This is a genomic window from Kaistella sp. PBT33-4, from assembly GCF_029194425.1.
Lineage (GTDB): Bacteria > Bacteroidota > Bacteroidia > Flavobacteriales > Weeksellaceae > Marnyiella.
This window is the reverse complement of the sequence record NZ_JARFYL010000002.1, coordinates 286,658-311,948: the sequence shown is the minus strand read 5'-3', so window position 1 is coordinate 311,948 and position 25,291 is coordinate 286,658. Positions and strand designations below refer to the sequence as shown.

The 25,291-nt window shown below is 45.0% G+C and carries 22 protein-coding genes; 6 read left to right on the top strand and 16 right to left on the bottom strand.

Annotated elements, in window-relative coordinates; translation table 11 throughout:
• Nucleotides 1-14 precede the first annotated feature (14 nt).
• From P0M11_RS04435 to P0M11_RS04425, 3 genes are read left to right on the top strand one after another with little or no spacing between them, the layout of a single operon-like run.
• Complete coding sequence (locus P0M11_RS04435; protein ID WP_158063040.1) at nt 15-341, top strand: hypothetical protein; 327 nt, start codon at nt 15-17, stop codon at nt 339-341.
• A gap of 2 nt (nt 342-343) precedes the next feature.
• Nucleotides 344-673 carry a hypothetical protein gene (locus P0M11_RS04430; protein WP_275624623.1) on the top strand — a complete coding sequence of 110 codons (330 nt, stop codon included), beginning with the start codon at nt 344-346 and terminating at the stop codon, nt 671-673.
• Nucleotide 674: 1 nt separating this feature from the next.
• Nucleotides 675-1,805: a glutathionylspermidine synthase family protein gene (locus P0M11_RS04425; RefSeq protein ID WP_275624622.1), complete on the top strand. Its 1,131-nt coding sequence runs from the start codon at nt 675-677 to the stop codon at nt 1,803-1,805.
• A 40-nt stretch (nt 1,806-1,845) separates the two neighbouring features.
• Here P0M11_RS04425 and ribH read toward each other — a convergent pair whose 3' ends face one another.
• From ribH to P0M11_RS04370, 11 genes are all read right to left on the bottom strand, one after another.
• Nucleotides 1,846-2,334, bottom strand: a complete 489-nt coding sequence (gene ribH, locus P0M11_RS04420) for a 6,7-dimethyl-8-ribityllumazine synthase (protein ID WP_158063037.1) — start codon at nt 2,332-2,334, stop codon at nt 1,846-1,848.
• A gap of 2 nt (nt 2,335-2,336) precedes the next feature.
• Nucleotides 2,337-3,041, bottom strand: a complete 705-nt coding sequence (locus P0M11_RS04415; protein WP_275624621.1) for a tetratricopeptide repeat protein — start codon at nt 3,039-3,041, stop codon at nt 2,337-2,339.
• Between the two features lie 79 nt (nt 3,042-3,120).
• Entirely contained in the window at nt 3,121-3,651 is a 531-nt protein-coding gene (locus P0M11_RS04410) for an adenine phosphoribosyltransferase (protein ID WP_158063035.1), read from the bottom strand.
• A 1-nt stretch (nt 3,652) separates the two neighbouring features.
• Nucleotides 3,653-4,810 carry a hypothetical protein gene (locus tag P0M11_RS04405; RefSeq protein WP_275624620.1) on the bottom strand — a complete coding sequence of 386 codons (1,158 nt, stop codon included), beginning with the start codon at nt 4,808-4,810 and terminating at the stop codon, nt 3,653-3,655.
• A 50-nt stretch (nt 4,811-4,860) separates the two neighbouring features.
• Nucleotides 4,861-5,883 carry a hypothetical protein gene (locus tag P0M11_RS04400; protein ID WP_275624619.1) on the bottom strand — a complete coding sequence of 341 codons (1,023 nt, stop codon included), beginning with the start codon at nt 5,881-5,883 and terminating at the stop codon, nt 4,861-4,863.
• 150 nt (nt 5,884-6,033) lie between these two features.
• Nucleotides 6,034-7,368 (bottom strand): quinol:cytochrome C oxidoreductase, encoded by a 1,335-nt coding sequence (locus tag P0M11_RS04395; protein WP_158063032.1) that lies wholly within the window; start codon nt 7,366-7,368, stop codon nt 6,034-6,036.
• Between the two features lie 14 nt (nt 7,369-7,382).
• A complete protein-coding gene (locus P0M11_RS04390) occupies nt 7,383-8,075 on the bottom strand; it encodes a cytochrome c (RefSeq protein ID WP_275624618.1) in 693 nt (230 codons plus the stop codon).
• Nucleotides 8,068-8,589 (bottom strand): DUF3341 domain-containing protein, encoded by a 522-nt coding sequence (locus P0M11_RS04385; protein ID WP_158063030.1) that lies wholly within the window; start codon nt 8,587-8,589, stop codon nt 8,068-8,070. Before P0M11_RS04385 ends, P0M11_RS04390 begins: the two co-directional genes overlap by 8 nt.
• Complete coding sequence (nrfD, locus tag P0M11_RS04380; RefSeq protein WP_158063029.1) at nt 8,576-9,970, bottom strand: NrfD/PsrC family molybdoenzyme membrane anchor subunit; 1,395 nt, start codon at nt 9,968-9,970, stop codon at nt 8,576-8,578. Before nrfD ends, P0M11_RS04385 begins: the two co-directional genes overlap by 14 nt.
• Before the next feature lie 18 nt (nt 9,971-9,988).
• Nucleotides 9,989-13,045: a TAT-variant-translocated molybdopterin oxidoreductase gene (locus tag P0M11_RS04375; protein WP_275624617.1), complete on the bottom strand. Its 3,057-nt coding sequence runs from the start codon at nt 13,043-13,045 to the stop codon at nt 9,989-9,991.
• A gap of 22 nt (nt 13,046-13,067) precedes the next feature.
• Nucleotides 13,068-14,441: a c-type cytochrome gene (locus P0M11_RS04370; RefSeq protein ID WP_275624616.1), complete on the bottom strand. Its 1,374-nt coding sequence runs from the start codon at nt 14,439-14,441 to the stop codon at nt 13,068-13,070.
• A 195-nt stretch (nt 14,442-14,636) separates the two neighbouring features.
• Here P0M11_RS04370 and P0M11_RS04365 point away from each other — a divergent pair, with 195 nt between their 5' ends.
• Nucleotides 14,637-15,158, top strand: coding sequence for an SPOR domain-containing protein (locus P0M11_RS04365; RefSeq protein ID WP_275624615.1), 522 nt, complete (start codon nt 14,637-14,639; stop codon nt 15,156-15,158).
• A gap of 37 nt (nt 15,159-15,195) precedes the next feature.
• On the opposite strand, the gene P0M11_RS04360 is transcribed toward P0M11_RS04365, so the two are convergent.
• From P0M11_RS04360 to ricT, 5 genes are all read right to left on the bottom strand, one after another.
• Entirely contained in the window at nt 15,196-16,470 is a 1,275-nt protein-coding gene (locus P0M11_RS04360; protein WP_275624614.1) for a DUF6080 domain-containing protein, read from the bottom strand.
• 32 nt (nt 16,471-16,502) lie between these two features.
• Nucleotides 16,503-18,044 carry a YdiU family protein gene (locus P0M11_RS04355; RefSeq protein WP_275624613.1) on the bottom strand — a complete coding sequence of 514 codons (1,542 nt, stop codon included), beginning with the start codon at nt 18,042-18,044 and terminating at the stop codon, nt 16,503-16,505.
• Between the two features lie 73 nt (nt 18,045-18,117).
• The gene (locus tag P0M11_RS04350; RefSeq protein WP_275624612.1) at nt 18,118-20,502 is read right to left on the bottom strand and encodes a transglycosylase domain-containing protein; all 2,385 of its coding nucleotides are present in this window, start codon (nt 20,500-20,502) and stop codon (nt 18,118-18,120) included.
• Nucleotides 20,503-20,511: 9 nt separating this feature from the next.
• Nucleotides 20,512-20,973 (bottom strand): gliding motility lipoprotein GldH, encoded by a 462-nt coding sequence (locus P0M11_RS04345; protein ID WP_229723823.1) that lies wholly within the window; start codon nt 20,971-20,973, stop codon nt 20,512-20,514.
• A complete protein-coding gene (gene ricT, locus P0M11_RS04340; protein WP_275624611.1) occupies nt 20,966-22,291 on the bottom strand; it encodes a regulatory iron-sulfur-containing complex subunit RicT in 1,326 nt (441 codons plus the stop codon). The genes P0M11_RS04345 and ricT overlap by 8 nt, the downstream gene beginning before the upstream one ends.
• Nucleotides 22,292-22,522: 231 nt before the next feature.
• Here ricT and P0M11_RS04335 point away from each other — a divergent pair, with 231 nt between their 5' ends.
• Together P0M11_RS04335 and P0M11_RS04330 are read left to right on the top strand one after the other, a co-directional pair.
• On the top strand, nt 22,523-23,755 hold the full coding sequence (locus tag P0M11_RS04335) for an outer membrane protein transport protein (protein WP_275624610.1): 1,233 nt from the start codon (nt 22,523-22,525) through the stop codon (nt 23,753-23,755).
• 9 nt (nt 23,756-23,764) lie between these two features.
• Entirely contained in the window at nt 23,765-25,237 is a 1,473-nt protein-coding gene (locus tag P0M11_RS04330; RefSeq protein ID WP_275624609.1) for a G-D-S-L family lipolytic protein, read from the top strand.
• Nucleotides 25,238-25,291 lie beyond the last annotated feature (54 nt).

Here is a 25,291-nt window from a genome sequence, read left to right as displayed (position 1 = left end):
TTATTACAGAAACGATGCATCAAAAAATACGCCGAGTATGTACGGCACTTCCCGTGTTACTTATTTTGGCCTGCAACAGTACCGAATCTACCGATGAAACTGTGCAGTCTGTCCCAAAAAAATCCTCTATAGAAACGGAAGTCTCGGTGAAGCATCTGGACTCCGCAGACGTATTGGTAACGCACCATAAAGTTTGGGTAAATAACAGCATGGCCCGCGAAATCATCAGCATGGATACCATTCCATCATTAGGGGATACCCTGGTAACCGTAGAGCAAAACGGAAGTTCGGCACAGCACACCACCAAAAAAGATTACGAATTCTATATCACTGTTCAATAGCCATGAAGAAGAGCAAGCAGATCACCCTACTTTTTGTAAGCGGAATTTTAGCCAGCTGCACACCTGCTACTGAGGAAAAATCCTGGGACGGCGAGAAAAAAGTGTATATGCGATCCGATTCTACAGCGGGCTACAGTCCGGCACATGGTTTTATGACAGGCCTATTACTGTACCATGTATTTCGTCCATATGGCTATGCAGGTGCCAATGGATTTCAGCGAGGCTATTATAACGGGGCATTAGCCCCAAATTCAAACATTGGCAGAAATGCCTATAAAGGAAATGTAGTACGCGGTGGAATGGGCAATTCCGACAAAAGCGCTTCGTCCTGACATGAACCGAATATTAACTACTCCACGTAATAACTGGCAGCAGCGACTGGAAGAACTTGGCTTCGGTTTCCATTCCCTGGAAGATGCCTATTGGGACGAAAGCGCCTATTATGAATTCAGCCGCGCTGAGACAGATAATCTGGAAAAGGCAACTGGGGAATTGTGGGAGATGTATCTGGAAGCCGTGGAACATGTAATTTCAAAAAACCTTTTCTTTAAATTCCAGATACCGGAATGGTTCCGAAAACCCATTACAGACAGCTGGGAGAATGATGCACCATCCATTTACGGCAGGTTTGACCTGGGCTACGATGGCAATCAGATCAAACTTCTGGAATTTAATGCAGATACACCCACCTCACTTTTCGAAGGATCAGTAGTCCAGTGGTACTGGCTGAAGGATAAATTTCCGGAAAATGACCAGTTTAACTCCATTCATGAGAAACTTGTTGAATACTGGAAATATCTGAGACCTTATCTGAGCTGCGATTTTGTACATTTTGCGTCGCTAACCAATATTGAGGATGTTACCACCGTGGAATATATGCGCGACTGCGCCTCTCAGGCTGGCCTTGAAACTCAGTTTATTTCGGTACAGGACATAGGTTGGGCCGAAGAGATAAAGGAATTTATTGATGAAAACCGCGAGGTAATGCAGGTGATCTTCAAACTGTATCCTTATGAATGGATTTTGGCTGAAGAATTCGGTAAACATGTCGCAGCCAACCTCCACAAAACGCAGTGGATAGAACCGGCGTGGAAAATGCTGGCCTCATCCAAAGCCATGCTGCCGGTGCTTTGGGAACTCTTTCCTAACCATCCCTACCTTCTTGAAAGTTATTTTGAACCGCGGCATCTCGTAAGCTATGCCAAAAAACCGCTTTATTCGAGGGAGGGCGCCAATATCTCACTGTTTCGGAATTACCGTCCTGTTGAAGAAAACAGCGGCAATTATGGCAAAGAAGGTTATATTTATCAGCAACTTTTTGACTTGCCAAATTTTAACGGGAACTTTCCGGTGATCGGCAGCTGGATTGTTGGACAGGAACCGGCAGGTATTGGAGTGCGCGAGAGCGTGAATTTAATTACCAATAACCAGAGCCGCTTCGTTCCGCACCTGATTTCACAGTAACAGGACATTTAACCTATGCAACCCTAAGGTACCGCGGATATTATTTTCCGTACTTATTACGGAACCCAATCATCTGCAATGCGGTTACGGCCGCTTCAACACCCTTATTACCTAATGTGCCGCCACTTCTGGCGATGGATTGCTCCCTGGTATCATCAGTTAAAACACAGAAAATTGTGGGTGTGTCTGTAAGAATATTACAGTCTTTTATTCCGTGCGCAACGGCCTGGCACACATAGTCGAAATGGGAGGTTTCGCCACGGATTACACAACCGATGGCAATAACCGCATCAAACTGCTTTTCTTTGCAAAGCTGCATGGATGCATAGCTTAACTCGAATGCACCGGGAACGCTGAAAGTAAGGATGTTTTCGCGCTTTACACCTTCCGCAATAAGGACTTCCAGAGCACCATCGCGAAGGTTGTGAGTTACAAAATCATTCCATTCTGAAACAACAATGCCAATTCGGAAAGAATCAGCATTTTGTATTTGTAATGGTTTGTAATCCGAAAGATTAACTGTTGCCATTTTTAGAAGTATTTTACCATTTCAATGTATGCATCGGACATACCGTTGTCATAATCCTTAAACTTCTCATCAACAGAAGTGAAGTATTTTTTCGCCAAATCTTTCTTGTTAAGAGCCAGCGCCACTGTACCGGCTTTCCTGGTAAAATAATATTGGGTATAAGGATCATCTGAAGCATTCATGGCTTTTTCCAGCAGTGAAAGAGTTTCGTCATTTCTGTTCAGGTTGGATTTGGCATCTGCCATAGCTCCGTATTTCAGTGCCATCAGTACTTCATTATCCGATGAGAACTTATCAAGCAGGTCATATGCCTCCTGGTATTTGCCTTCCTTAAATTTAAGAAGTCCCGCATTGTAGGCAGCAAGCTTTCCCACAGATGTATTGGAAAATTCTTTAGCTGTACCGAGGAATCCTGGGTTTGCAGCGGATTTCCCGCCAAGGGCATCGGCATTATTACCTGCGGCCAGATTTTTCTGTGCTGCCAGATAACTTTTAGTAGCTTCTTCGTTCTTGGGCGCCACCACAAACTGTTGGTACGCAAAGAAGACAAGTACGGCAGCCACCATTGAAACAAACAAAATAACCAGCAGTTTGGAGTTCTTCTCCAGGAAACGTTCGGTCTGTAAAGCTTCCTTATCCAGATCCTTGAAGAATTCAACTGTTTCCTTTCCTTCCGGAGTTTTTTCGTTTTGTTTATGTTTTGCCATAATTTCTGTAAAATTGAAGTGCAAATTTAGTGGTTTCAGAATGATTAACAAAATTTTTGTGACAATGCTTCCGAAACTTTTAATACTCAAGAATTTTATGAATTTCTGCCTCAAACCGGGCAAGTCTTTCTTCGCCCTGCAACCCTTTAAGGCCTATGAGAAAACTGAACTGAACCACTTTGCCGCCCTGCTTCTGTACCAGGCGGGCTGCTGCTTCAGTTGTGCCTCCTGTGGCCAGGAGATCATCATGAATAAGGACCCGCATCCCGGATTGCAACTGTCCTTCGCGCATTTCAATCTCGGCAGAACCATATTCCAGATCATATTTTTCGGCCACAAATGGTGGCGGAAGTTTACCTTTTTTGCGGATGAGTATAAACGGTACGCCAATAGCGACAGCTATCGCGATTCCAAACAGGTATCCCCTGCTCTCAATACCACACACAGCATCTACTTTTCCACAGCTGAATTCCGCGAGATTCGCAATAACATCAGTATAGAGCCGGTGATCCAGAAAAATGGGAGTGATATCCCGAAATAAAATGCCCTGCTGCGGAAAATCGGGCACCGTTTCAATGGTATTTAATAGTCTGGGAACTAAATCTGACATATCAATTGATTTTATAGCTGGAAATTTTCCATTCACCATTTACATTCTTCAAGCCGAATGTCACATTTAATGAAGAGGTACTCCCATTTTTATCAGTTACATCGTAGCTTGCTGAAACTGAGGCTGAATTGGGATTGGAAGCGGAGGTGGTAATATCTTTCACATTCACACTCTTCACGCTGCCAAAACCGGTAGTTGGATTTGAAAATTTCTCATAGGTACCCCAGGCGGGATTGTTTGATGCTTCATAAGCCGACCGTAGGTTTTGAGTACTGATGCCGTTGAGGAACCGCTGTACTGTGGTCTTGGGATCTCCGGACGCCACAGGCGTATTTCCCGGAGCAGGTTGGGCCAGCGGATCGGTAAGTGAAGGATCAGTTAATTCGGTGTCGCCAGGATCCGCAGGCACAGCAACCTGAGGCTGCAGCAAGGCATTTGGATTCACCTTTACGCCTACATTTGTCATCTTGAGCGTTTTGGAGCTGGTTTTCACACTTACTGTAATATCGATGGAATTATTTTGAAGTTTCTCGGCCGGTAGTTTATCAAACCGGAGTGTAAATCCATAGAATTTATTGTCCTGCATTAAATTTTTCGAGGTATAAACCTTATTCCCGCCACTGAATACTTCCATTACCGTTTCGAGTGCGGCACCGCTGAATTCGATGTTCTTTCCATTTCCATCTACCAGCCTTGGCACTACCACAAGGGCTTTTGGTCCAAGTATACTGTCGGACTGGGTGGGTCGGGTGGTTATCCGCAGGGCGCTGGCACTGATATCGTTGGCATCCGATTCCTTAGCCGTTACATCTTCAAAAATATTCATCTCACCTAATGATGGCGGACCGGTACTGGTCCAGTCAATACCATTTTCCCTGGCCACCTCGTCGGCCATACGGAAAATGTCCGGAACCTTCTTGCCTTCCAGGAGTTTTGAAAGCTGCACAAGTTCGTGTGTTTCGCCTTCCGCATCGACAGCAAAAGTCTTCAGAATATACAAGGCTTCATTAAATTTATATTGCTGAAGGGTATTGAGGCTGGAAGCCATATCGTTGATGCTGGACTGGAAGGTTTTAAGATTGGTGGAATCTACAGCATCCTTCTTGCAGCTAATTAATAACAGGAAAACCGCACATAGCAGCAGGGTTAATTTTCTCATAGAAAGGTCATTTCATACAAATTTAACTTTTTTTGCCCATACTTCACCTCTTAATTTAGCTGGCCGCTGTTAGGCCCCTCGTTAAGTCCCTGGCCACTGAAGCTGCTGAAGACCGGCTGCATATTTGGAAAACCGGTTTCCTCCCAATAACGTTCATTATAGAAACTTTTGGCAGGATCCAAACGCACTTTGGTGGGCTGCGGTTTGTCTGTAAAGCCAATTTCCTGCGGGATGAAGGTGGCATACTTAACCATCTGATGGAAATCCGGTTCGGACTTATGCTTAAGTTTAAAATCAAGCTGCTCGGTGTACGAAGTAAAGTCGCGCAGATTTAGGGAACCCTCTGTAAAACTTACGGTGCTGTTATAAATAAAATCATAGAAGCTGTATCCAAATATGGTGAACGGCTTATCCTGAAGCCCTGCTGAATTAAACTGCATCATTGTATACCCGTTATTACTTATCTCTTTATATTTACTTTTAGGGTTGGTTTTCTGTTCCTGCATTTTGCCAACACGCTCCAGTTCCGGAAGCTTCAGAAAACCGGTATATACCAAAGAAGCGACTTTCTTCCGGTCTTCTTTTTCATTTTTCGTGGTGAATGAACGGTACTGCTCAATATACAGGTCCTTAACCTTTTTGGTATTGCTGTCGTAAACATACGTTGCTATTCCATCCGCATAAACATTAAATTCTTTGTTCACTGTCAGGTAAACATTGAAGGGTCCGCGAACCGTCATGTATTTCGCCTTCCTGTTACTTACAATGACGGGCGCAATTTCAGTTATCCTGTCCTTCAACTTCAGCGTTCCACTATCCAGATCCTTTGCAGATACGGTCGCGATTTTATAAGAGTCATGTATCAGGATATAGGTTTCCTGCGCAGGCAATAATGCTTCGCGCTGTACTATGCCTTCAATATCAGATGTTGTAAAGAGTTCACCTTTTGCTGAAAAAAAACTGACATTAGCTAGTGGCTCGCCTGAAGTAGCGGAAACCAGTTTCAGCGTTTGTGCAGAAACTAAAAAGGATGCGGCGAAAGCAAGTATCAGGGAGACAAATTTTGTTTTCATAGTCTAAGTTATTTTCATCTAACATACTGTTTAAAAAGCAACTTCAAATGCTGAATACTTAAACGGTCAGGATTTGGGTTTAAAGCTGTAAAAGATAATAAAAATCCCCGAAAACATAAGTTAACGGGGATTGATATGTTGAAGTTTCCTTTAGAAAGGATATTCGTAAATCTTGGATTCGTGCAGATAAGGGTTACCTTCAGGAATAAGTTTGAGTTTAGACAGGGTGTGGAGAACCACAAACATAAACAGTCCAACTACAAACAGTACCGCGCCAATGGTAAGGATCCAAAGTTCCGGAGTTCTCCAGTATGGTCCAATCGTACCGGGCATTACCATGTTGAAGTAGTCCCAGGCATGACCAAACAGTACAATGAATGCCATTGTAGTCACTACTTTATAGTTTCTCTTAATACTTGAACTCACCATTACCAACAGAGGAATCAGGAAGTTCGGGATCAGCATCGGCAAGAAAATTTCCTTATAGTGCTCGAACCTGCCAAAGAAGTAGTTAACCTCCTCCGGTACGTTAGCATACCAGTAAAGCATGAACTGTGCAAACCAGGTATATGTCCAAAGCATACTTGATGCGAACAGGAATACTCCCAAGTCATGCAGGTGGTTATCATTGAACTGCGGAAGGAAACCGGTTTTCTTCAGATAAACACTCAGGATAATGATCACTGCGATTCCACTGGACAGACAGGATACCATAGAGTACCAGATATACATGGTGGAGTACCAGTGCGGGTCAATAGACATTAACCAGTCCCACGCCCACGCTGCGGATGCGAAACCGAAAAATACGATATAACCTACGGCCCATCTGTAAAGGTACTGATAGTCTCTCAGAGACTTGGTCTCATCCACTTTTCTGGACATCTGTCTGAGTTTCCAGGCCAGGAATGAAGCACCTACCACATACAGTATCGTACGGAACGCATACCAGGGAATGTTGAGGAACTTTTTCTTTTCGAACAGGATTACGTCAAACTGATCAGAGTTAGGATCTGTAAGTTCAGGATCCATCCAGTGAAACAGATGACCGTTGTGTGTGATATTAAGAAGCATGATGATGATCAGAATGGCACCACCGTAAGGGATGTAACCACCTATAGCCTCCATAACACGTGTAATGATTATTGGCCATCCGGCGTGCGCCACATGCTGAATACTGTAGAAGAACATTACCGCACAGCTTACTCCGAAAAAGAACACCGCAATAAAGTGTATCGAAGCAAGCGGCTGGTTGTGGATCTGATGCTTTGCATGCTTAAGATGACCATCATGATCTTTGGCGGGTGTCATTACTTCGCTGGAGTGCGACGGAGCTTTCTCTCCGGAGCTCATAGCAGCCTCCATCATATGTTCTATCCTGGTATCATCCATACCATGGTTCATAAAATATCCCGCGGTAAAAAGAACCAAACCGGCAACGAGGAGTATAATAGAAACTAATTTTAATTTAGGCGAAAAACTATACATTTTAATTCTTTTTATTATTGTGTTGCGGTAGAATCTGTTGTTGCTGCGGCAGCGGAGGCTGTAGTAGCCGGAGACATACCACCTTTAAAAGCATTCATAACGTACATGGCCACTCTCCAGCGGTCGCCTGCGTTAAGCTGGCCTGCGTAGGATCCCATAGCGTTTCTTCCGTGCATAATTACATAATGAACCGAACCGACGGAAATCTCGCGGTCTGCATATTTAGGTACGCCACTGTAGGCACCGCTCTGTACGATGGGTCCCTGTCCGTCACCGGCAGTACCATGACATGCCGCACAAGTACGGTCATAAAGTACTTTACCTCTTTCAAGGTCTTTCTTCTGACCTGCAGCTTTAAGTGGGGAAGCTGTAATACCTTTTGACTCTGCATAACCGGCATTGTACTGATCCGGCGTCATTGCTGCGGCAGAATTAGATTCTGCAATTCCGTCTTTATTCTGCATTACTGTGCCGTCTACCGGAATCATTCCTGTAGCACCGCCGTTCTTAACGAAAGCAGGAATTTCATTTTCATGGTCAGAATAAGCATCCTCCGCTTTCATAAGCGGGTCGTAGGCTACCGGGAAATACATATCCGGAAAATAAACCAATGGCGGATTATCCTTGGGACCACAGGAATTAAGCATCACCGTAGTAATTGCCAAAGCTGCAGTTATTTTGAATATATTCTGTTTCATTTTACGCATCTTTTACAGTTATTTCCTCAGCTCCTGTGTCAATCAGGATCTGTTTCACAGTCTCTACATCATCTGTAAGGAACTCCATCATAAACTTATCATCCGTGGTACGGGGATCCGGATTCTGCGGCGGTGCCAGGGGATACATCTTATTCCTGATCAGGAAAGTAAGCGACATCATGTGTGCAGCACAGAAAACTGTAAGTTCAAACATCGGTACAACAAACGCCGGCATATTTTCCCACCAGGTGAAGGAAGGTTTTCCGCCGATATTCATAGGCCAGTCATGATTCATAGCGTACCATGAAATAAGAATGGCAACAGTAACACCGTAAACAGCATACATAAATGCAGCATCGGAAATACGGGTTTTCTTTAAACCAAGTGCTTTGTCCAGTCCGTGTACAGGAAATGGGGTGTAAACTTCATTGATGGCAATTCCTTTGTCTCTGAAAGTCCTAACGCCATCCATCAGTTCATCATCGTCGGCATACAGGCCGTAAATTATTTTAGTGGTGCTCATCTCCTTCTTTTGCTTTATAGGTTTCACCTGAAATTTTCAGAATAGATTTCAATTCAGCCTGTGCGATTACAGGGAATGTACGTGCATACAGCAGGAAGAGTACGGAAAAGAATCCGATGGTTCCCAGGAATACACCAACGTCTATAATGGACGGCTTAAACATGGTCCAGCTGCTCGGCAGATAATCGCGTGACAGGTTGATAACGATAATGTCGAAACGTTCGAACCACATACCGATGTTAATGATAAGGGCAATGATGAATGTTGCGATGATATTCGTTCTTACTTTCTTGAACCAGAACAATGCAGGTACAACGAGGTTACAGATAATCAGTGACCAGAATGCCCACCAGTACGGACCTGTAGCGGCACCCGGAGTCAGGTATGCAAAATCCTCATAACGGCTTCCGGAATACCAGGCGATGAAATATTCACATGCATAAGCTACGGTTACCATACCACCCGTTACAATGATAACGATGTTCATGATCTCGATATGGTACATTGTGATATAATCCTCCAGGTCACATACTTTTCTGGCAACTAACAGAAGAGTCTGTACCATTGCAAATCCGGAGAAGATTGCACCGGCTACGAAGTAAGGCGGATAAATGGTGGAGTGCCATCCTTTGATTACCGACGTAGCAAAGTCAAAGGATACGGTGGTGTGTACAGAGAATACAAGTGGTGTTGCAAGACCTGCAAGAACAAGTGAAAGTTCCTCAAATCTCTGCCAGTGCTTGGCTTTACCACCCCAGCCGAAGGCCAGGAAAGTGTAGATTTTTTTTGTCCACGGCGTTTTTGCACGGTCTCTGATCATTGCAAAGTCCGGAATAAGACCCATGAACCAGAATACTGTAGATACAGAGAAATAAGTGGAGATTGCAAATACGTCCCAGAACAGAGGAGAGTTAAAGTTGGTCCAAAGCGATCCGTACTGGTTAGGAATCGGGAATACCCAGTAACCTACCCAAACTCTACCCATGTGGATTACAGGGAAAATAGCCGCCTGAACAACCGCGAAGATGGTCATGGCCTCTGCTGAACGGTTAACGGACATTCTCCATCTCTGTCTGAACAGTAAAAGTACAGCGGAGATAAGTGTTCCTGCGTGACCAATACCTACCCACCATACGAAGTTGGTAATATCCCAACCCCAGTTGATGGTTCTGTTAAGGCCCCACGCACCGATACCTGTTCCAATGGTATAGGCAATACAGCCGAAGCCGTAAATGAAAAGGGCAAGAGCTGCGTAGAAAGAAATCCACCACAGTTTACCGGCTCTTTCCTCGATGGGTCTGGCGATATCTTCGGTGATATCGTGATAGGTTTTGTGACCAATAATTAAAGGTTCCCGGATCGGGGCTTCGTAATGTGACATTTGTTACCTTATTATTATTTATACTTTATTATCTTCTCTTCTGTTTCTAACTTTGGTATGATAAAACACGTTAGGCTTCGTACCGATTTCCTCCAGAAGCGTATATCTTCTGTTGCTGCTGTACAGTTTCCTAACTTCTGATTTTTTATCATTCATGTCACCAAACTTCATAGCACCGGTTCCGCACGCCTGCGAGCAAGCTGTCTGGAATTCCCCGTCTGCCACTCTTCTGCCTTCTTTCTTGGCCTCAAGAATAGTGTTCTGAGTCATCTGGATACACATAGAGCATTTCTCCATTACCCCTCTGGTCCTTACAACGACATCCGGGTTCAGTACCATTCTTCCTAAATCGTTATTCTGATTAAAGTCGAATTTGTCATTAAGGTTATAGGTAAACCAGTTAAATCTTCTTACTTTATACGGACAGTTGTTCGCACAGTATCTGGTACCGATACATCTGTTGTACGCCATCTGGTTCTGACCCTGCTTACCGTGAGAGGTTGCCGCTACCGGACATACAGTTTCACATGGTGCGTGGTTACAGTGCTGACACATCACCGGCTGGAAGATAACGTCCGGATTCTTAGCCGGCTCTATCAGGATATCATATACCTGCGGAACATTAAGGCCTCTTTCAACCTGCTCCTTGGTATGGATCTTTTCCTTTGCTGAATAATAACGGTCAATTCTTAACCAGTACATATCACGCGACATTCTGATCTCCTCTTTACCTACAACAGGAACATTGTTCTCTGCCTGGCAGGCAATGATACATGCACCACAGCCCGTACAAGCGTTCAGGTCTACAGAAAGGTTAAAGTGAGGACCGTCTGTATCATCATGTTCATCCCACAAAGTAATCTTACCGGCAGGAGCAGATTCTGTAAGTGTGTGGTACTCCAAAGGCTTATTCCATCCTTTAAGCTTATCGTCAAAAGGTACATTTATAAAATCCTCCAGAGATACTTCTCTTGCGATTTCATAACGGCCCATTAATGTATTCTGAAGCTGCATACCTGCAAACTCGTGCATACCGCTAACTTTCTCAATCTTAACGTTTGATAGGGTCAGGTTGGCACCGTCGAACAGAGGATATGCGTTTACACCCGTCTCGGCGATCTTACCTGAATTACTTTTACCGTAACCCAAAGCAAGTCCGAAAGAACCGTCAGCCTGGCCCGGCTGAACAAATACCGGCACATCTTTCAGAGTTACACCGTTTACCGTAAGGTTAACTCTGGAACCATCCAGCTGCATTCTGGCATTCAGGTCGTTTTCCAGTCCAAGTTTCTTGGCATCGTCCGGAGAAACGGTCAGGTAATTATCCCAGGCAAGTCTGGTAATAGGGTCCGGAAGTTCCTGCAGCCATGGATTGTTGGCCTGGGTACCGTCGCCCATTGATGTCTTCGTGTAAAGAACAAGTTCATAGTCCGAAGGCTTCAAGTTAGCCAGCTCTGTTGCTGCCTGAGCAGCGTTCCCACCTGTGTAGGACAGGGATGCGCCTGCATTGGCAGTAGCGGCAAAGCCATTATACAGAGCCTTGTTAAAGCTTGTCCCGCCCAGCATTGTGGCGGCGTTTGCCTTCAGGTACTCGTAATAGTTATTGTTCGTATTGTTTTTTCCGTTAATCCAAACCAGTAAAGATTCTTCAATCTGTCTGGATTTATAGATTTTCTGGATTGTAGGCTGTATAAGTGCATAAACTCCGGATTGCGGCGTTAGGTCACCCCAGCTTTCCAGCCAGTTGGCTACAGGAATTACTGCGTGTGCAGCTTTATACATTTCATTCTTCTTGTCAGCAACTGCAATTACAGCATTTACTTTACCCAGACCGCCCTTGAAAGCCTGTCCTTTGTTGGAAGAATATATCGGGTTTACGTTGTTGGTGATAAGAACTCCTACCTGACCAGCATTCATCCAGTTCAGGAACTCCTGGTATCTTGCGCCGTCGAACTCCTTCATCAGGTTTGCTTTTCCTGTGAAAGCGGTAGAGCCAAGTTTTTGGTTAATAAGGTGTGCCAGTACCTGGGCGGCTTTTGAGCCGTCAGCAAATACAACAGCGCTGCTACCTTTAGCCTGCAGTTCCTTAACGATTTTCGCTGCGGCAGGATTATTCACCCCTCCACCGTTCAGTCCGTTATAAACCGCCAGCAAAGTCTGGTTAACTTCACTTGGCTTCATTGGAATCCTTTCATCGGAATTTGCTCCGGAAAGCGACATATTGGATTCTACCTGAATATGTTTCAGCATATTCGCGCCCGGCTTTCTGGCCGCTGCATAGGTAGTTTCCAGACCTCCGCCGTTGTAATCTCCAAGGAAGTCTGCCTGGAAAGATACCACAAGCTGAGTGCCTGAAAGGTCATAAACAGGAAGTGCTCTCTGTCCGAAAACCTCCTGAGCTGCATCAAGAGATGCACCGTACGGATAAGCATCATAAGTTACGAGCTCGGCCGTTGGGTATTTTGTCTTAAATTCAGAGAAAAGCTTCTTGAATGTTGGCGAAGGGAAAGAATGTGATAAAACTACAATTCTCTTACCTGCACCCTGTGCCTGAGTAAGTGCGTTCAGAACGTAATCATCCACTTTGTCAAAAGTTTCATCCTTACCGTTCAGTTTAGGCTGCTTCACTTTATCATTGTCATAAAGAGAAAGGATACTTGCCTGAGTTCTGGCACTGGTAATACCCATTGCTCCTGCAGCAGGATTAGGTTCAATCTTGATAGGGCGCCCTTCTCTGGTCTTTACAAGAACACTTGCAACATCGAAACCGTCAAAATAAGTGGACGCATAGTAGTTAGGTACACCGGGTACAATACTGTGCGGCTTTACTACATAAGGAATTGACTTTATAACCGGTGCTTCACAGGCAGCCAAAGTAACCGCCGCAGTGGAGAAGCCTAAAAGCTTCAGGAAGTCCCTTCTGGAGGTACCGCTGTCACTTTTCAGCAACTGGTCATCCCCAAGAATTTCATCAACAGGAATTTCATTCTGAAACTCTTTCTGAGCCAGCTTACCGTTTAAAGCCGGGTCTTTAAGTTCGTGAATACTTCTGAATTGTATTTTATTTGAAGCCATTGATACTTCTAATTTTTAGTTATTAATAATGACATTTACCGCACTCCAGACCGCCGATCGCGTCCACAGTAATCTTTCCTTCTTTCTTAGGATACTGCTTCTTCAGCTTATCATGCAGACTCTGGAAATACTCCTTATTGTAAGAATTGCCCATATCTACTTCAGTTGTCCTGTGACAGTCTATACACCAACCCATTGTAAAGTCATTGGCCATCTGAACTACGTTCATCGTATCAACCGCACCGTGACATGCTTTACAGACAACATCGATCTTATTGTCCGGATTTTTCTTGTTGTGTGAGCTTATGATTGCCTGCTCGCCGGCAACAACGTGCTGTGCATGGTTAAAGTACACGAAATCGGGCATGTTGTGGATTCTTACCCATTCTACAGGCTGTGTCTTACCGGTATACTGCTGTGTCGCAGGATCCCAACCGGTAGCGGCATATATTTTCTGGATTTCCGCGTCATAGAATGCCTTATCTTTACCCGGCTCCATATAAGACCCGTTGTATTCAGAGATATTACGGTGGCAGTTCATACACACGTTCATTGAAGGAATTTCTGAAACCTTACCGTATTTTGCAGATGAGTGACAAAGCTGACAGTCAATTTTGTTCTCGCCCGCGTGAATCTTGTGAGAGAAGTAGATAGGCTGTTCCGGTTTGTATCCCTTGTAAACACCAATCCACATTAACCAGTTCCAGATACCGTAGAAAGCAAAGAGAGCCAGAAGACCCAAAAGCGCCTTACCTACATAGCTGTATTTCTCGTAAAGCGCGCCGAAAGACATACTTCTAGAGGTATTAAGACCGGCAAGTTCTTCAGTTTGCTGAAGCCTAACCAACTGTCTGAGCTTAAGGAGAAGCCAAACCAGCAGACCACAGATGGCTATCAGTGAAACAAGAATAATTGTAGAATTGGTTTTTTGCGCCTGAGCCGCCTCAAGCATTGCAGCGGAATTCTGGTCGGAAGCAGCACCATCACCAGCCGCTGTAGCTGCAGGAGCCGGCGCAGGTGGATTGGTGGTATATTCCAGAATGTCATCTATGTCCTGATCGCTAAGATTAGGAAAAGGAAGCATTTCGGTCTTGTTAAATTTCTCGTAGACCTCATTTGCATATTTGTCGCCGGAAGCACGCAGTGAAGCATTATCCTTTATCCATTTATGAAGCCAGTCTGTATCCAGATTCTGCTCGGTCTTTAACCTGTCCACCACTCCGCCCAGTGCGGGGCCTACCATTTGCTTATCCAAAGCGTGACAGGCGGTACAGTTTGCCTTGAAGAGCTCTTCACCCTTTTTGGCATCGCCCTGCGCATAAACAGAAGCACCGGTCGAAAGCAACAGCATTATTGCTATCAACCCTTTTTTGTAATGCTTTTTCCAACTAATCATTGATAATAAACTTGTGTTAGTACTAATTTCTAGATTTCAGAGAACATAATCAGTGGCGCAAAAATAAGACAATTAACAGGAATTTAACAGGTGAACGCAGACCCTATTTTGGTTTTCAACTAATTTGTAACTGTTCTAAATAAGGAAGTTTGGAATAATTTTTATTTGTTATAAATTTGCTTAAAATAATACTGAATGAAGAACCTTCTTAAGATTTGCAGCCTTTTGCTGTGCCTGACAGGATATAATGCTGGTGCGCAAGAGGTTGTGAAAGTAGACACAATAAACGGCACCAGGCTGCAGGTCTCTATGGACACGAAAGTCCAGAACGCATTGGAGGATATGGAAGACAACTGCGACCGCAATACCAGGTCATCATCTGCCACCAGCAGTCCAAAGCCTGCCCGAGTACTGGTACCGAACCGCGAACTCACCAATGCCGAAATCTGCCGCAGAAATCCGCGGATCCTGGGATACAAAATCCAGATTGCTGTGGTGAAAAGTAATGCGGAAGCAAACGAGGTAAAAGCTGCCTTCCGGAGAAGGTTTCCGAATATGAAGGTGGAAACAGATGCTTCCCTAAGACCTAACTATAAGATTCTGGCTGGAAGTTATTTCACCAAGCAAAGTGCTTCCGCTGACCTTGCCAGAATCAGGCAAAGCTTCAACACGGCAGTAGCTGTACAATACAGGGTTTTCTGTGTAGAAGCCAAATAACAAACACTGATAGACGCACCGGCCTCTGGCCGGTTTTTTATTTGTAATAAGCCTCCAGGAAGTAGAAGAATTCCTTCATTCTCACCCCATTATTGATGGCGAGAAAAACAAACAGTAAAATCAGGACAGATAAAACACTCATCAATCCAGTCCTGTTTTCGCGGAAACTGCAGAGCAGCCAGCCCAGGATCAGCGGCACAGCGAAGATAAAATGCCCTCCGTAGATGTAGGACGTATGCAAACCGAATTTAAGAACAATGTGGATGACCACATCTACCAAAAAACTAAGCATAAGAATCTGAACCAGACTGTTGCGGAAGTTACGCACGCAGCCCAAAACAAACAGAATAAAAAGAAGCCCGCAGAATACGTATGGAAGTGAACCGTTATAGACATCCATAAACAGGGCTTTATATTCAAACCCTTTGGCATTGTGATAATCGCGGATCACAAAACCCGGAAAAAGGATATTTCCACCCCAAAACCACGAAACAGCCATATCCCAGAAAGGTGTTACTTTGGGATTAGAAAATTTGTCATACTGTGCGGCTGTTTTGGTAAAGATCCGTTCGATATCGAAATTGAGGCGGCTTAAATACAGAATCACAAATACGCCTACTGCTGTCAGGCTTCTCACAAAGGCATTAAGAATTTTGCGCCAGCTCCGGAACAGTCCTTTTTCAAGGAGCACGGGTACAAAAACCTTGGCAGCATTTGTAATCGTAAGTCCTCCTATGGAAACGGTCGCCAGCGCCAGAGCAGCAGTCGGGATCTTCTTATCTTCCCGGATTTTCAAAGCGGCGTAGTAATTAAAGAGAATCAGCAAAAACAGGGTATAGGTGTAGGTTTCCGGCGTGAATGACAGTAAAAGACTTGTGCTGAAGAGCGAAAAGAAAACCACCAAAAACAGACACAGGTAAACCGGCAGGCCGACTATTGTTCTTAAATACTTATAAATCTGAATCATACTTAAACTCACCGTCAGGGCACTGCACCAGGCTAGAAATAACCTGAAATCATCGTTGTACTGCCCGCCTGAAAATTCGCGGCCCGCCATCCGGATTACATCAAAAAAATAATTGGCCAGCGGATGGCGCTCAAAACCCCCACCTGTCATCACAATGGCGCGGTTGTCAAAACTGAAATAAGCATCCCATGGAATGCGGTTGTCAAAGATAATCCGGTAATTAACCGCGATCATTGAGCCCAATACGCCATAGGCAGTGAGGAAAGCAAAAAAAAGCACCACTTCCGGAGTAGTGCTGGGGAAAACGAGTTTAAGAAAAGCGATAAGCTTATTTCTGAATTTCACAGCGGCTAATTTTTTGCGAAAATACATCAAAATCACGAGCTGCAGGACAACATTGAACAGCCGGATACATCATCGTATCCAAAAGGCCGCTTCACTGAAAATTCGGGATAAATTTCCTGATAGGGATTTTGAAGCGCATCAAGCAGTTTGTCCAGCATACCGGATTTACCCGCGTTTACCTCCTGGATACATTCATATAGAAGGTAATTTCGAAGGATAAATTTAGGATTGGTTTTAGCCATCAGCATTCTTGATTCGGCAATGGAAACCTTATTCCGGCTTCTTCTTGAACTGTAAGACTTCAAAAATCGGTCAAGTGAAGACAATAACTCTTCGGACGCGGGGGAATAGGACACTTTTGTGAAGAAATCATTTACAGACACCGACTCTTCCCACTTCTCCAGCTCCGTAAAAAACAGGGTATAATCCATTTGAAGTTCTGTCATCAAGGTTTGCCATTCCGTAAAAAATTCTTCATCACCCTCAACAAGCTGGTCGAAACCAAATTTTGAAGCCATCATGCAGTCATGCTCCTGCCAAAATCTGTCACTGTAATCATTTAGAGTTTTCTCCAAAAATCCGGCATCCTCTACCAGCGGGAAAAGCGCATTGGCCAGTTGCCAGAGGTTCCACTGTGAGATTTGTGCCTGTTTACCGAAAGCATACCTGCGGCCGGGAAGATCGGTGGTATTTGGCGTAAAATTAAGGTCATAACTGTCCAGCATTGAAAAGGGTCCGTAGTCTATGGTAAGACCGAGCACCGACATATTATCCGTATTCATTACACCATGAACAAAACCGACCCGAAACCATTCCGACATCAGCAGCGCTGTCTTGGAACATACGGATGTAAAGAAATCGCGGTATTTCTGACTTCCTTCTGATTTTATTTCGGGGAAGTAACTGTCTACCGTAAAATCAGCCAGCTTTCTCAGCAAGGTAATGTCTTTCTGAGCGGACAGCAGTTCAAAATGGCCGAAGCGAAGGAAGCTTTCGGCAGTTCGTATTACCACCGCACCGGATTCAGGTGCAGGATTACCGTCATACATCATATCGCGCACCACCTGTTCTCCTGTAAGCACCAAACTTAGAGACCTCGTTGTTGGAACACCAAGATGCCACATGGCTTCGCTCATCAGATATTCCCGCAGGGAAGACCTCAGCACCGCACGACCGTCTGCCGACCTGGAATAGGGTGTTGCACCTGCTCCTTTCCACTGCAGTTCCGTAGTTTTTCCGTGGGTGTTTTTAATTTCACCTGCATAGATTGCCCGGCCGTCACCCAGCTGTCCTGCCCAGTTACCGAACTGGTGCCCGGCATAAGCCGTAGCGAAAGTCCGCACGTTTTCCGGCAGCTCCGTAGCTGCTAGAAAGGAAAGATCCTTATCATCAAAAGAGCCGAGACCTATCTGTTCGGAAAGTTCAGTATTAAAAAGAAGCAGTTTGGGGCGTTCAAAACCTACCGGCTTCACGGTGGAGAAAAGGACATTTGGCGTTTGCCGCTGCTGAAGGTTTCCGGTAAGATCGCCGGGAAAAATATCGAGATACTTCTGTGTAATTTTTTGAATATTCATCAGGTAAAGTTAAAGAAAGCGCAGGGAGTAAAAAAAACTCCCCCTTGTTCTGAAGGGAGAGTTTATGGTGGATTTACTTGTTAAAATCTATTTCATCGCCGGAGTTAAGGGTTTCATTTACATTATCTTCTTTACGTCCCGGAGATTTGCTGTTGTTTCTTACAGGTTCCTCAATCGTAGGATTCTTAAGGTCTTCCAAAGTGGGTAAAGGTCCCTCATCGCCATAACCACCACCCAGACCCTGCAGGTTTTGGCAACCATCGGTCCAGTCGGAAGGTTTCACGAATTTATCCTCCGGTGTCACCCCTAAAGATTTATCGGCCCAGACTTTCTTCATAAAGATTGCCCAAATCGGAAGTGCCATCTTTGCACCCTGACCCTCACCTGTACTGCGGAAGTGCGTGGCTCGGTCTTCCCAGCCTACCCAAACACCTGTTGCCAGGTTTGGGGTAATCCCCATAAACCAACCATCGGAGTTATTGTTTGTTGTTCCCGTTTTACCTGCAATTTCAACGGCCTTGCTGATGCCTCTGCGGCCAAGCTCCCCCGCAGCGGTACCGAACTGTGCCACACCTTTCATCAGTTCAATCATCGTATAGGCATATTTCTCGTTCATTACCTCACGTTCCACAGGTTCAACCTCCTTAATTACGCGGCCGTTGGCATCTTCAATCCGCCAGATCATCTCCGGTTTCATATAGTTACCATAGTTAGCAAATGTGCTGTATGCACCTAACATTTCATAGATCGTAATATCCGATGATCCCAGGGCTATTGCGTACTCATTGGGAATATCTTCTGTAACCCCCAGATCTCTGGCGGTCTGGATCACCTTTTTAGGACTGGTCATTTCAATCAGCCGTACCGCCACCGGGTTTTTGGAATGTGCCAGAGCGTCCTTAAGTGCCAGCATACCCCCGGAACCTTCTACGGTCCAGGTACCCTTACGGTAGGTGGCGTTGGAAACCTGTGAACATGGTGTCATTCCCAGATTCATAATTGCAGTAGCGTAAACAAACGGTTTAAATGTAGAGCCTACCTGTCTTTTACCCTGCTTTATATGGTCATACTGGAAGTGCTGCCAGTTGATACCTCCTACCCAGGCTTTGATCTCGCCGGTACCCGGCACCATGGACATCAGTCCGGCCTGTGCAATCTGTTTGTGATACCTGATGGAGTCCCACGGAGACATTTCAACCTCCTCTTCACCATTCCATGTAAATCTGGACATGCGGGTAGGCGTATTGAAATCAATCAGAATGGAATCTTCCGAAACATTAGCAGCCTTTAGCTGTTTATAACGTCCTGTCCTTTTCACCGCAGACATCATAATGTCGTTAATCTGCTTTTTATCAATATAATAAAACGGTGCATCCTTGCGTCCGCGCTGTTCCCTGTCGAAACTTGCCTGAAGTTCCGTCATATGCTCTTTAATGGCCTCCTCGGCATATTTCTGCATTTTCGAATCCAGCGTGATGTATATTTTAAGACCGTCCTTAAACAGGTTAAGTGTTTTTCCCGTTTTCTTTTCGTAATCCTTCAGGTAGGTTTCAATTTCCTTTCTGAGGTGAAATTTGTAATAGGCAGAGTATCCTTCGTCAATAGATTTTACCGGTTGGTAATCAAGGACCACAGGCTGATTAACTGCCTTATCATAAGTATCCTGATCCAGATATCCTGTCTTAAGCATTTGGCTTAAAACTACATCCCGGCGCTCCCTGGCACGTTCCGGATTTCTCTTTGGATTATTCTTCACCGGATTTTCCAGCATGGCTACAAACATTGCGGCTTCAGGCAGTGTAAGTTGCTTCGTACTCTTATTAAAGTATATCCGTGAAGCCATCTCAATTCCGTTGGCATTGTAGAGGAAATCGAATTTATTCAGATAAAGCTGTATGATTTCTTCCTTGGTATATCTCTTTTCAAGGCTTACCGCCACAACCCATTCCTTAAGTTTCTGAAAACCTCTTTTGATTTTGTTGGATGCCGGATCCGGCGTAAAAAGAAGTTTAGCCAGCTGCTGGGTAATGGTAGAACCACCACCGCGCTCGCCTCCATAAATCACGGCCCGCGCCACAGCCTGAAGGTCAATACCTGAGTGTTCCTTGAAGCGCTCATCCTCTTTGGCCTGCAAGGCATACACCAGGAAAGGGGGCAGGTCTGCGAATGTAACCGGCTGTGTTTTTTCTTTTTCGAATTTACCCAGCAGCACATCGTCTGCCGAATAAATTTCAGACGCTACGTAGATATCAGGATTATCAAGCTCCTGCACTTCCGGCATTTCACCCAGGAATCCCTGCGATACAGCAAAAAAGAGTGCGGCAATACCCAATACTACTGCCACCAGGCCCGTCCAGATAAACTTTACCCACTTTTTCCATCCTCTGTTCCTTCCTTTTTTTGGAGGTAAAGGAAAAGTCTTGCGGGTAGTGCCGTCCGTATTTTTTTTAACGTCCATAGCTAATAATTATGGTTTTGTGTTCTCTATCTTTACACCTATGTCTTCAATCCCTTTCAGGGTATCATTTCTCATCGCCTGAATGATGCCAATGCTGTAGGTTCCGTCCTGCGGAAAACGGTAATTTGTGCGGTAGGGAAAATGAATTTCCTTGATCTCACCAAAACCTTTGCCCAACCATTCTCCGTCCGGCTTAGCCATCGTATATTCTACCGTATCAGTTTCTGCCTTCTTAGTTTTAAGATTGGAAACTTTTACAATAAAACGGATATTGCTGTAAGGATAAGTGTTATTGTTCCTTACTACAAAGATAATGTTTTTGGGATTCTGAGCCTGGTCGATATCAAAGTCAAAGCGCTGTTCCGCATCCTTGATCCAACTGCTGTTCAGGCTGTTGGTCTTGATATCGGATCCGTCAGAAGTGCAGCTCAGCAGCAACAAGGAGGCTAGCAGCATAAATACTTTAGGCATTCGTATCACGTTTTGGTGGACCTTTTTTGTGAAATTTCTTCTTGTTTGGATTGGGTGTACCGGGCTCTCTTGCCGGCTTGCCTTCCGGACGGGCATTCTGCTGCTTTGGCTTCTGCTCACCTTTCGGTTTCCGGGGTTTATTTTCTGATCCGGAACGGCTTTCTGCGTTTGTCCGGTTGTCCGGTTTTCTGTTATCCGGCTTACGTCCCCGGTTTTTATTCCGGTTTTTGCCTTCAAAACGGTCCACACTGTTCTCCTGAATAAGATCGGTATTCTTTGCAAAGACCTCGGGTGCCACAGCTTTCAGATCTTCCAAAGGCCTGGCTTTTTCCCCTTTTTTATTTAGAGCTACCATTGCCTTTACATCTGCAATGTCAAGATCATACCATGCAGCTGAATGGTCCATGTAGGCAAACCACATCTTCTTCTTGAACACGTCGATCTTTATACAGAAGGCTTTACCTTTCTCCGTATCCAGGGTGGTGCTTGTAGAAGGGAAATGATGGAGCGCGTCCAGATAACTGTCCAGCTCATAGTTGAGACAGCATTTTAGCTTTCCGCACTGTCCTGCCAGTTTCTGCGGATTTATGCTCAGCTGCTGATAGCGTGCGGCATTTGTATTCACCGAACGGAAGTCGGTAAGCCATGTGGAGCAGCACAGCTCCCTGCCGCAGGACCCGATTCCTCCTATTTTTGCAGCTTCCTGGCGGAAACCAATCTGCTTCATATCGATTTTGGTACGGAAGGCTCCAGCAAATTCCTTTATTAACTGGCGAAAATCCACACGGTTTTCTGCCGTATAATAAAAAGTGACCTTACCGTTATCTCCCTGAAATTCGACATCGGTAATCTTCATATCCAGCCGCAGATGCTGAGCGATCTTACGCGCCTGCACTTTGGTCTGTTCTTCCCGTGCCCTGGCTTCCTGCCAGGTTTCCACGTCCTTCTGATTGGCCAGCCTGTAAATCTTCAGGGCACCTTCTTCAGAAGCATTTTTCTTCTTCATCTGCACCTTTACCAGCTCTCCGGTAAGGCTTACTACTCCCACATCATGTCCGGGACTCGATTCTACTGTAACGATGCTTCCAATGTGAAGCGGCAAACTGTTTATGTTCTTATAAAAACATTTTCTGTCATTTTTAAATCTGACTTCAACCATATCGCACTTACTGGAAGTGGGATTGTTAATGTTTGAAAGCCAGTCAAAAACACTTAATTTATAGCTATTACCACAGGTATCAACACTTTCACAGCCGTTCGCGGATTTTGTTCCGCAGTTATGAGCAGAATCTCCGGATGTCTTACATCCACAACTCATATTTATCTGTTTTAAAATTTGTTCAATCTGCAAATTTAGAATAATTTTTATATCGTGGCTTATCAGGCCGGTTTAATTTGACAGACCTGCCTCCGAATCCTTCGAACCGCATCCACAAACACCTGTTCGAAGCATAGCGTAAATTTTAGCGAGTCCCTATAAATATTAAGAAATATTAACACAGAAATAAAATTAATTATATATTTGAACAACATATACGAATCATTGATTATGAAAAAAGTTTTAATCTCTACAGCTTTACTGGCAGGAGTTTTAACGTATGCAGGAGCTTTCAGGGTTTCACTGCAGGGCGTTAAGCAGCTCGCCATGGCGCACACCAGCGCGCATGCAGGAGATGCAAGTGTTGCATTCTTCAATCCTGCAGGTATGTCGTTTATTCCGTCCAAACTTAGCGTCGCAGCAGGAGGTTTCGGTGCAATAACCAACGTAACTTATCAGAATCCTACCACGCTTCAGTCCTTTGAAACAGACAACCCAATCGGGACGCCTCTTTATGCAGCTGTGGCCTATAAGGTACTGGACAATGTTTCTGTTGGTTTCAGTTTTACTACACCCTATGGAAGTACTATTCAGTGGCCTAATGACTGGGAGGGAAATGAAATTGTACAGAAACTGGCGTTGAAGGCCATGTATTTCCAGCCAATGGTTTCTGTGAAACTGGCTCCCTGGGCATCTGTAGGAGCGAGTTATATTTACGCTACCGGCTCCGTGGACTGGGACAAAGGACTGACCCTGTACAACGGATCACTTAATATTAAAGACGAGAAAGCCAAAGGTCACGGATTTGGACTGGGCTTTTATTTCCAGCCCGATGAGAAATGGGACGTTTCCGTGGCTTACCGTTCCCCTGTAAACATGAAGGCAGACAATGGGGTAGCTACTTTTAGTGTAAGTCCGGCACTCTACCCACTTATTGGAATCAACGCTGCAGGTCAGGATAATTTCACAGCTACTTTACCTCTTGTGGAGGAATATACAATTGGTGCTACCTTTAAGGTTACACCAAAATGGAAACTTTCTGCCGACATGAATTATGTAGGTTGGGAGAAATACGACAGGCTAACACTCGATTTCGCAAACGCACCTATCGGTAACCAGGCCGACCCAACAGTGCTTACCAACATCAAGGATTTCCATAATACCAGGAATTTCCGCGTAGGTACGGAATACTTGTTCACCTCCAAGATTGCCGGCAGACTGGGATGGTACTATGACGAATCGCCTTACGAAGATGGTAATTTCATTCCTGAGACACCATCATTTGATGCTCATGCAATCACCGGCGGTGTGGGTCTGAAGTTTGGCAGCCTGGGTGTAGACCTGGCTGCGGCCAAGACTTTCCCCAAAAGCAGGGTCTTCAATAACCAGAATATCAATTTTGCAGGTCAGGCCAAGGCAAACTCATTCTATTTCGGCCTTGGAGTAAATTATAACATTAATTAAGAACAGGTTATGAAAAAAATAATAATATCATCACTGGCGGCCGCTCTCCTGCTGTTCACCTACAGCTGCGATACCGATTTCGAAAATGATGTAAATGACGTGGTTATAACAAGCGGAAGTGCAGATTTCAGCAAATACGTGGCTTTGGGTAACTCCCTGACTGCAGGGTACCGCGACAATGCACTGTATCTAGACGGTCAGAATGAATCCTACCCCTCCATCATCGCCGCCCAGATGAAACTTGCCGGCGGCGGCGAGTTTCGCCAACCTTTAATGCCGAACAATACGGGCGGCTTCACCAATCTTTTTAATTCAACTACCGGAGCCTTCGGGGGCAAATATGTACTTGTGGCAGCTAACGGTTCCCTCAGCCCTACTCCAACTGCGCCCGGCGCAGCCCTGGATATTATTACAGCGGGTGGTCCGTACCAAAATATGGGCGTTCCCGGAGCGAAATCCTTTCATCTTGCAGTTCCCGGTTATGGAAATGCAGCGGGATTAAGCGCAGGTCTGTCTAATCCTTACTTCGTAAGGTTTGCCTCCTCCGCAACGACCTCTGTACTGCAGGATGCTGTGGCACAGGCCCCAACCTTCTTTTCCCTGTGGATAGGAAACAATGACGTGTTGTCTTACGCTACAAGTGGAGGTATGGGTACAGATCAAACGGGCAATACCAACCCTTCCACATATGGATCTAATGACATTACCGATCCGGGAGTTTTTGCTACGGTAATTAATTCCTATGTAACCGCTCTTACAGGTAGCGGTGCCAAAGGTGTTATTGCCAATATCCCTAACGTAACTACCATTCCGTATTTTACCAGAGTTCCCGCCAAACCGCTTGTAGGCCTTAGCGCAACTCAGGTGGCACAACTCAATGGGGGATATGCACAGTATAATGCAGGGCTTTTACAGGCAAAAAACCTGGGAGCTATTAACGATTCAGAATATCAGAGCAGATTGATAAACTTTACTACAACCGGATCAAATGGTGCGGTAATCGTGGATAAAGACCTTACCAATCTGTCTGGATTTGGAATTCCGTCCTACAGACAAACTACTTCAGAGGACCTGATTTTACTTACAGCTTCTGCTGTACTGAATCCTACCGTTGGAGGTGGAACGTCTGTCCCACTGGAAGACAGATACGTTCTTACCAAAAAAGAAACGGCCAAGGCAATAGTTGCAACAACTGCCTATAATGCAGCGCTGAAAAGTATTGCAGACTCCAAGGGACTTGCCTTCGTGGATGCCAATGCTAAAATGGCGCAACTGGCACAGCAGTCAGGCATCACCTTTAACAATGTTAAGTATACGGCCACATTTGTAACCGGCGGAACCTTCTCCCTGGACGGGGTTCACCTTACAGGTAGAGGTGCAGCACTTATTGGTAATGAATTCATTAAGTCCATTAACAATAAATTTGGATCTAACCTTCCACTGGCAAACGTAAATGCTTTTTCAGGGGTCACCTTCCCTTAAGAGAAGCGTGCAGAAATTATTAAACCACCCGAACTGAATCGGGTGGTTTATTTT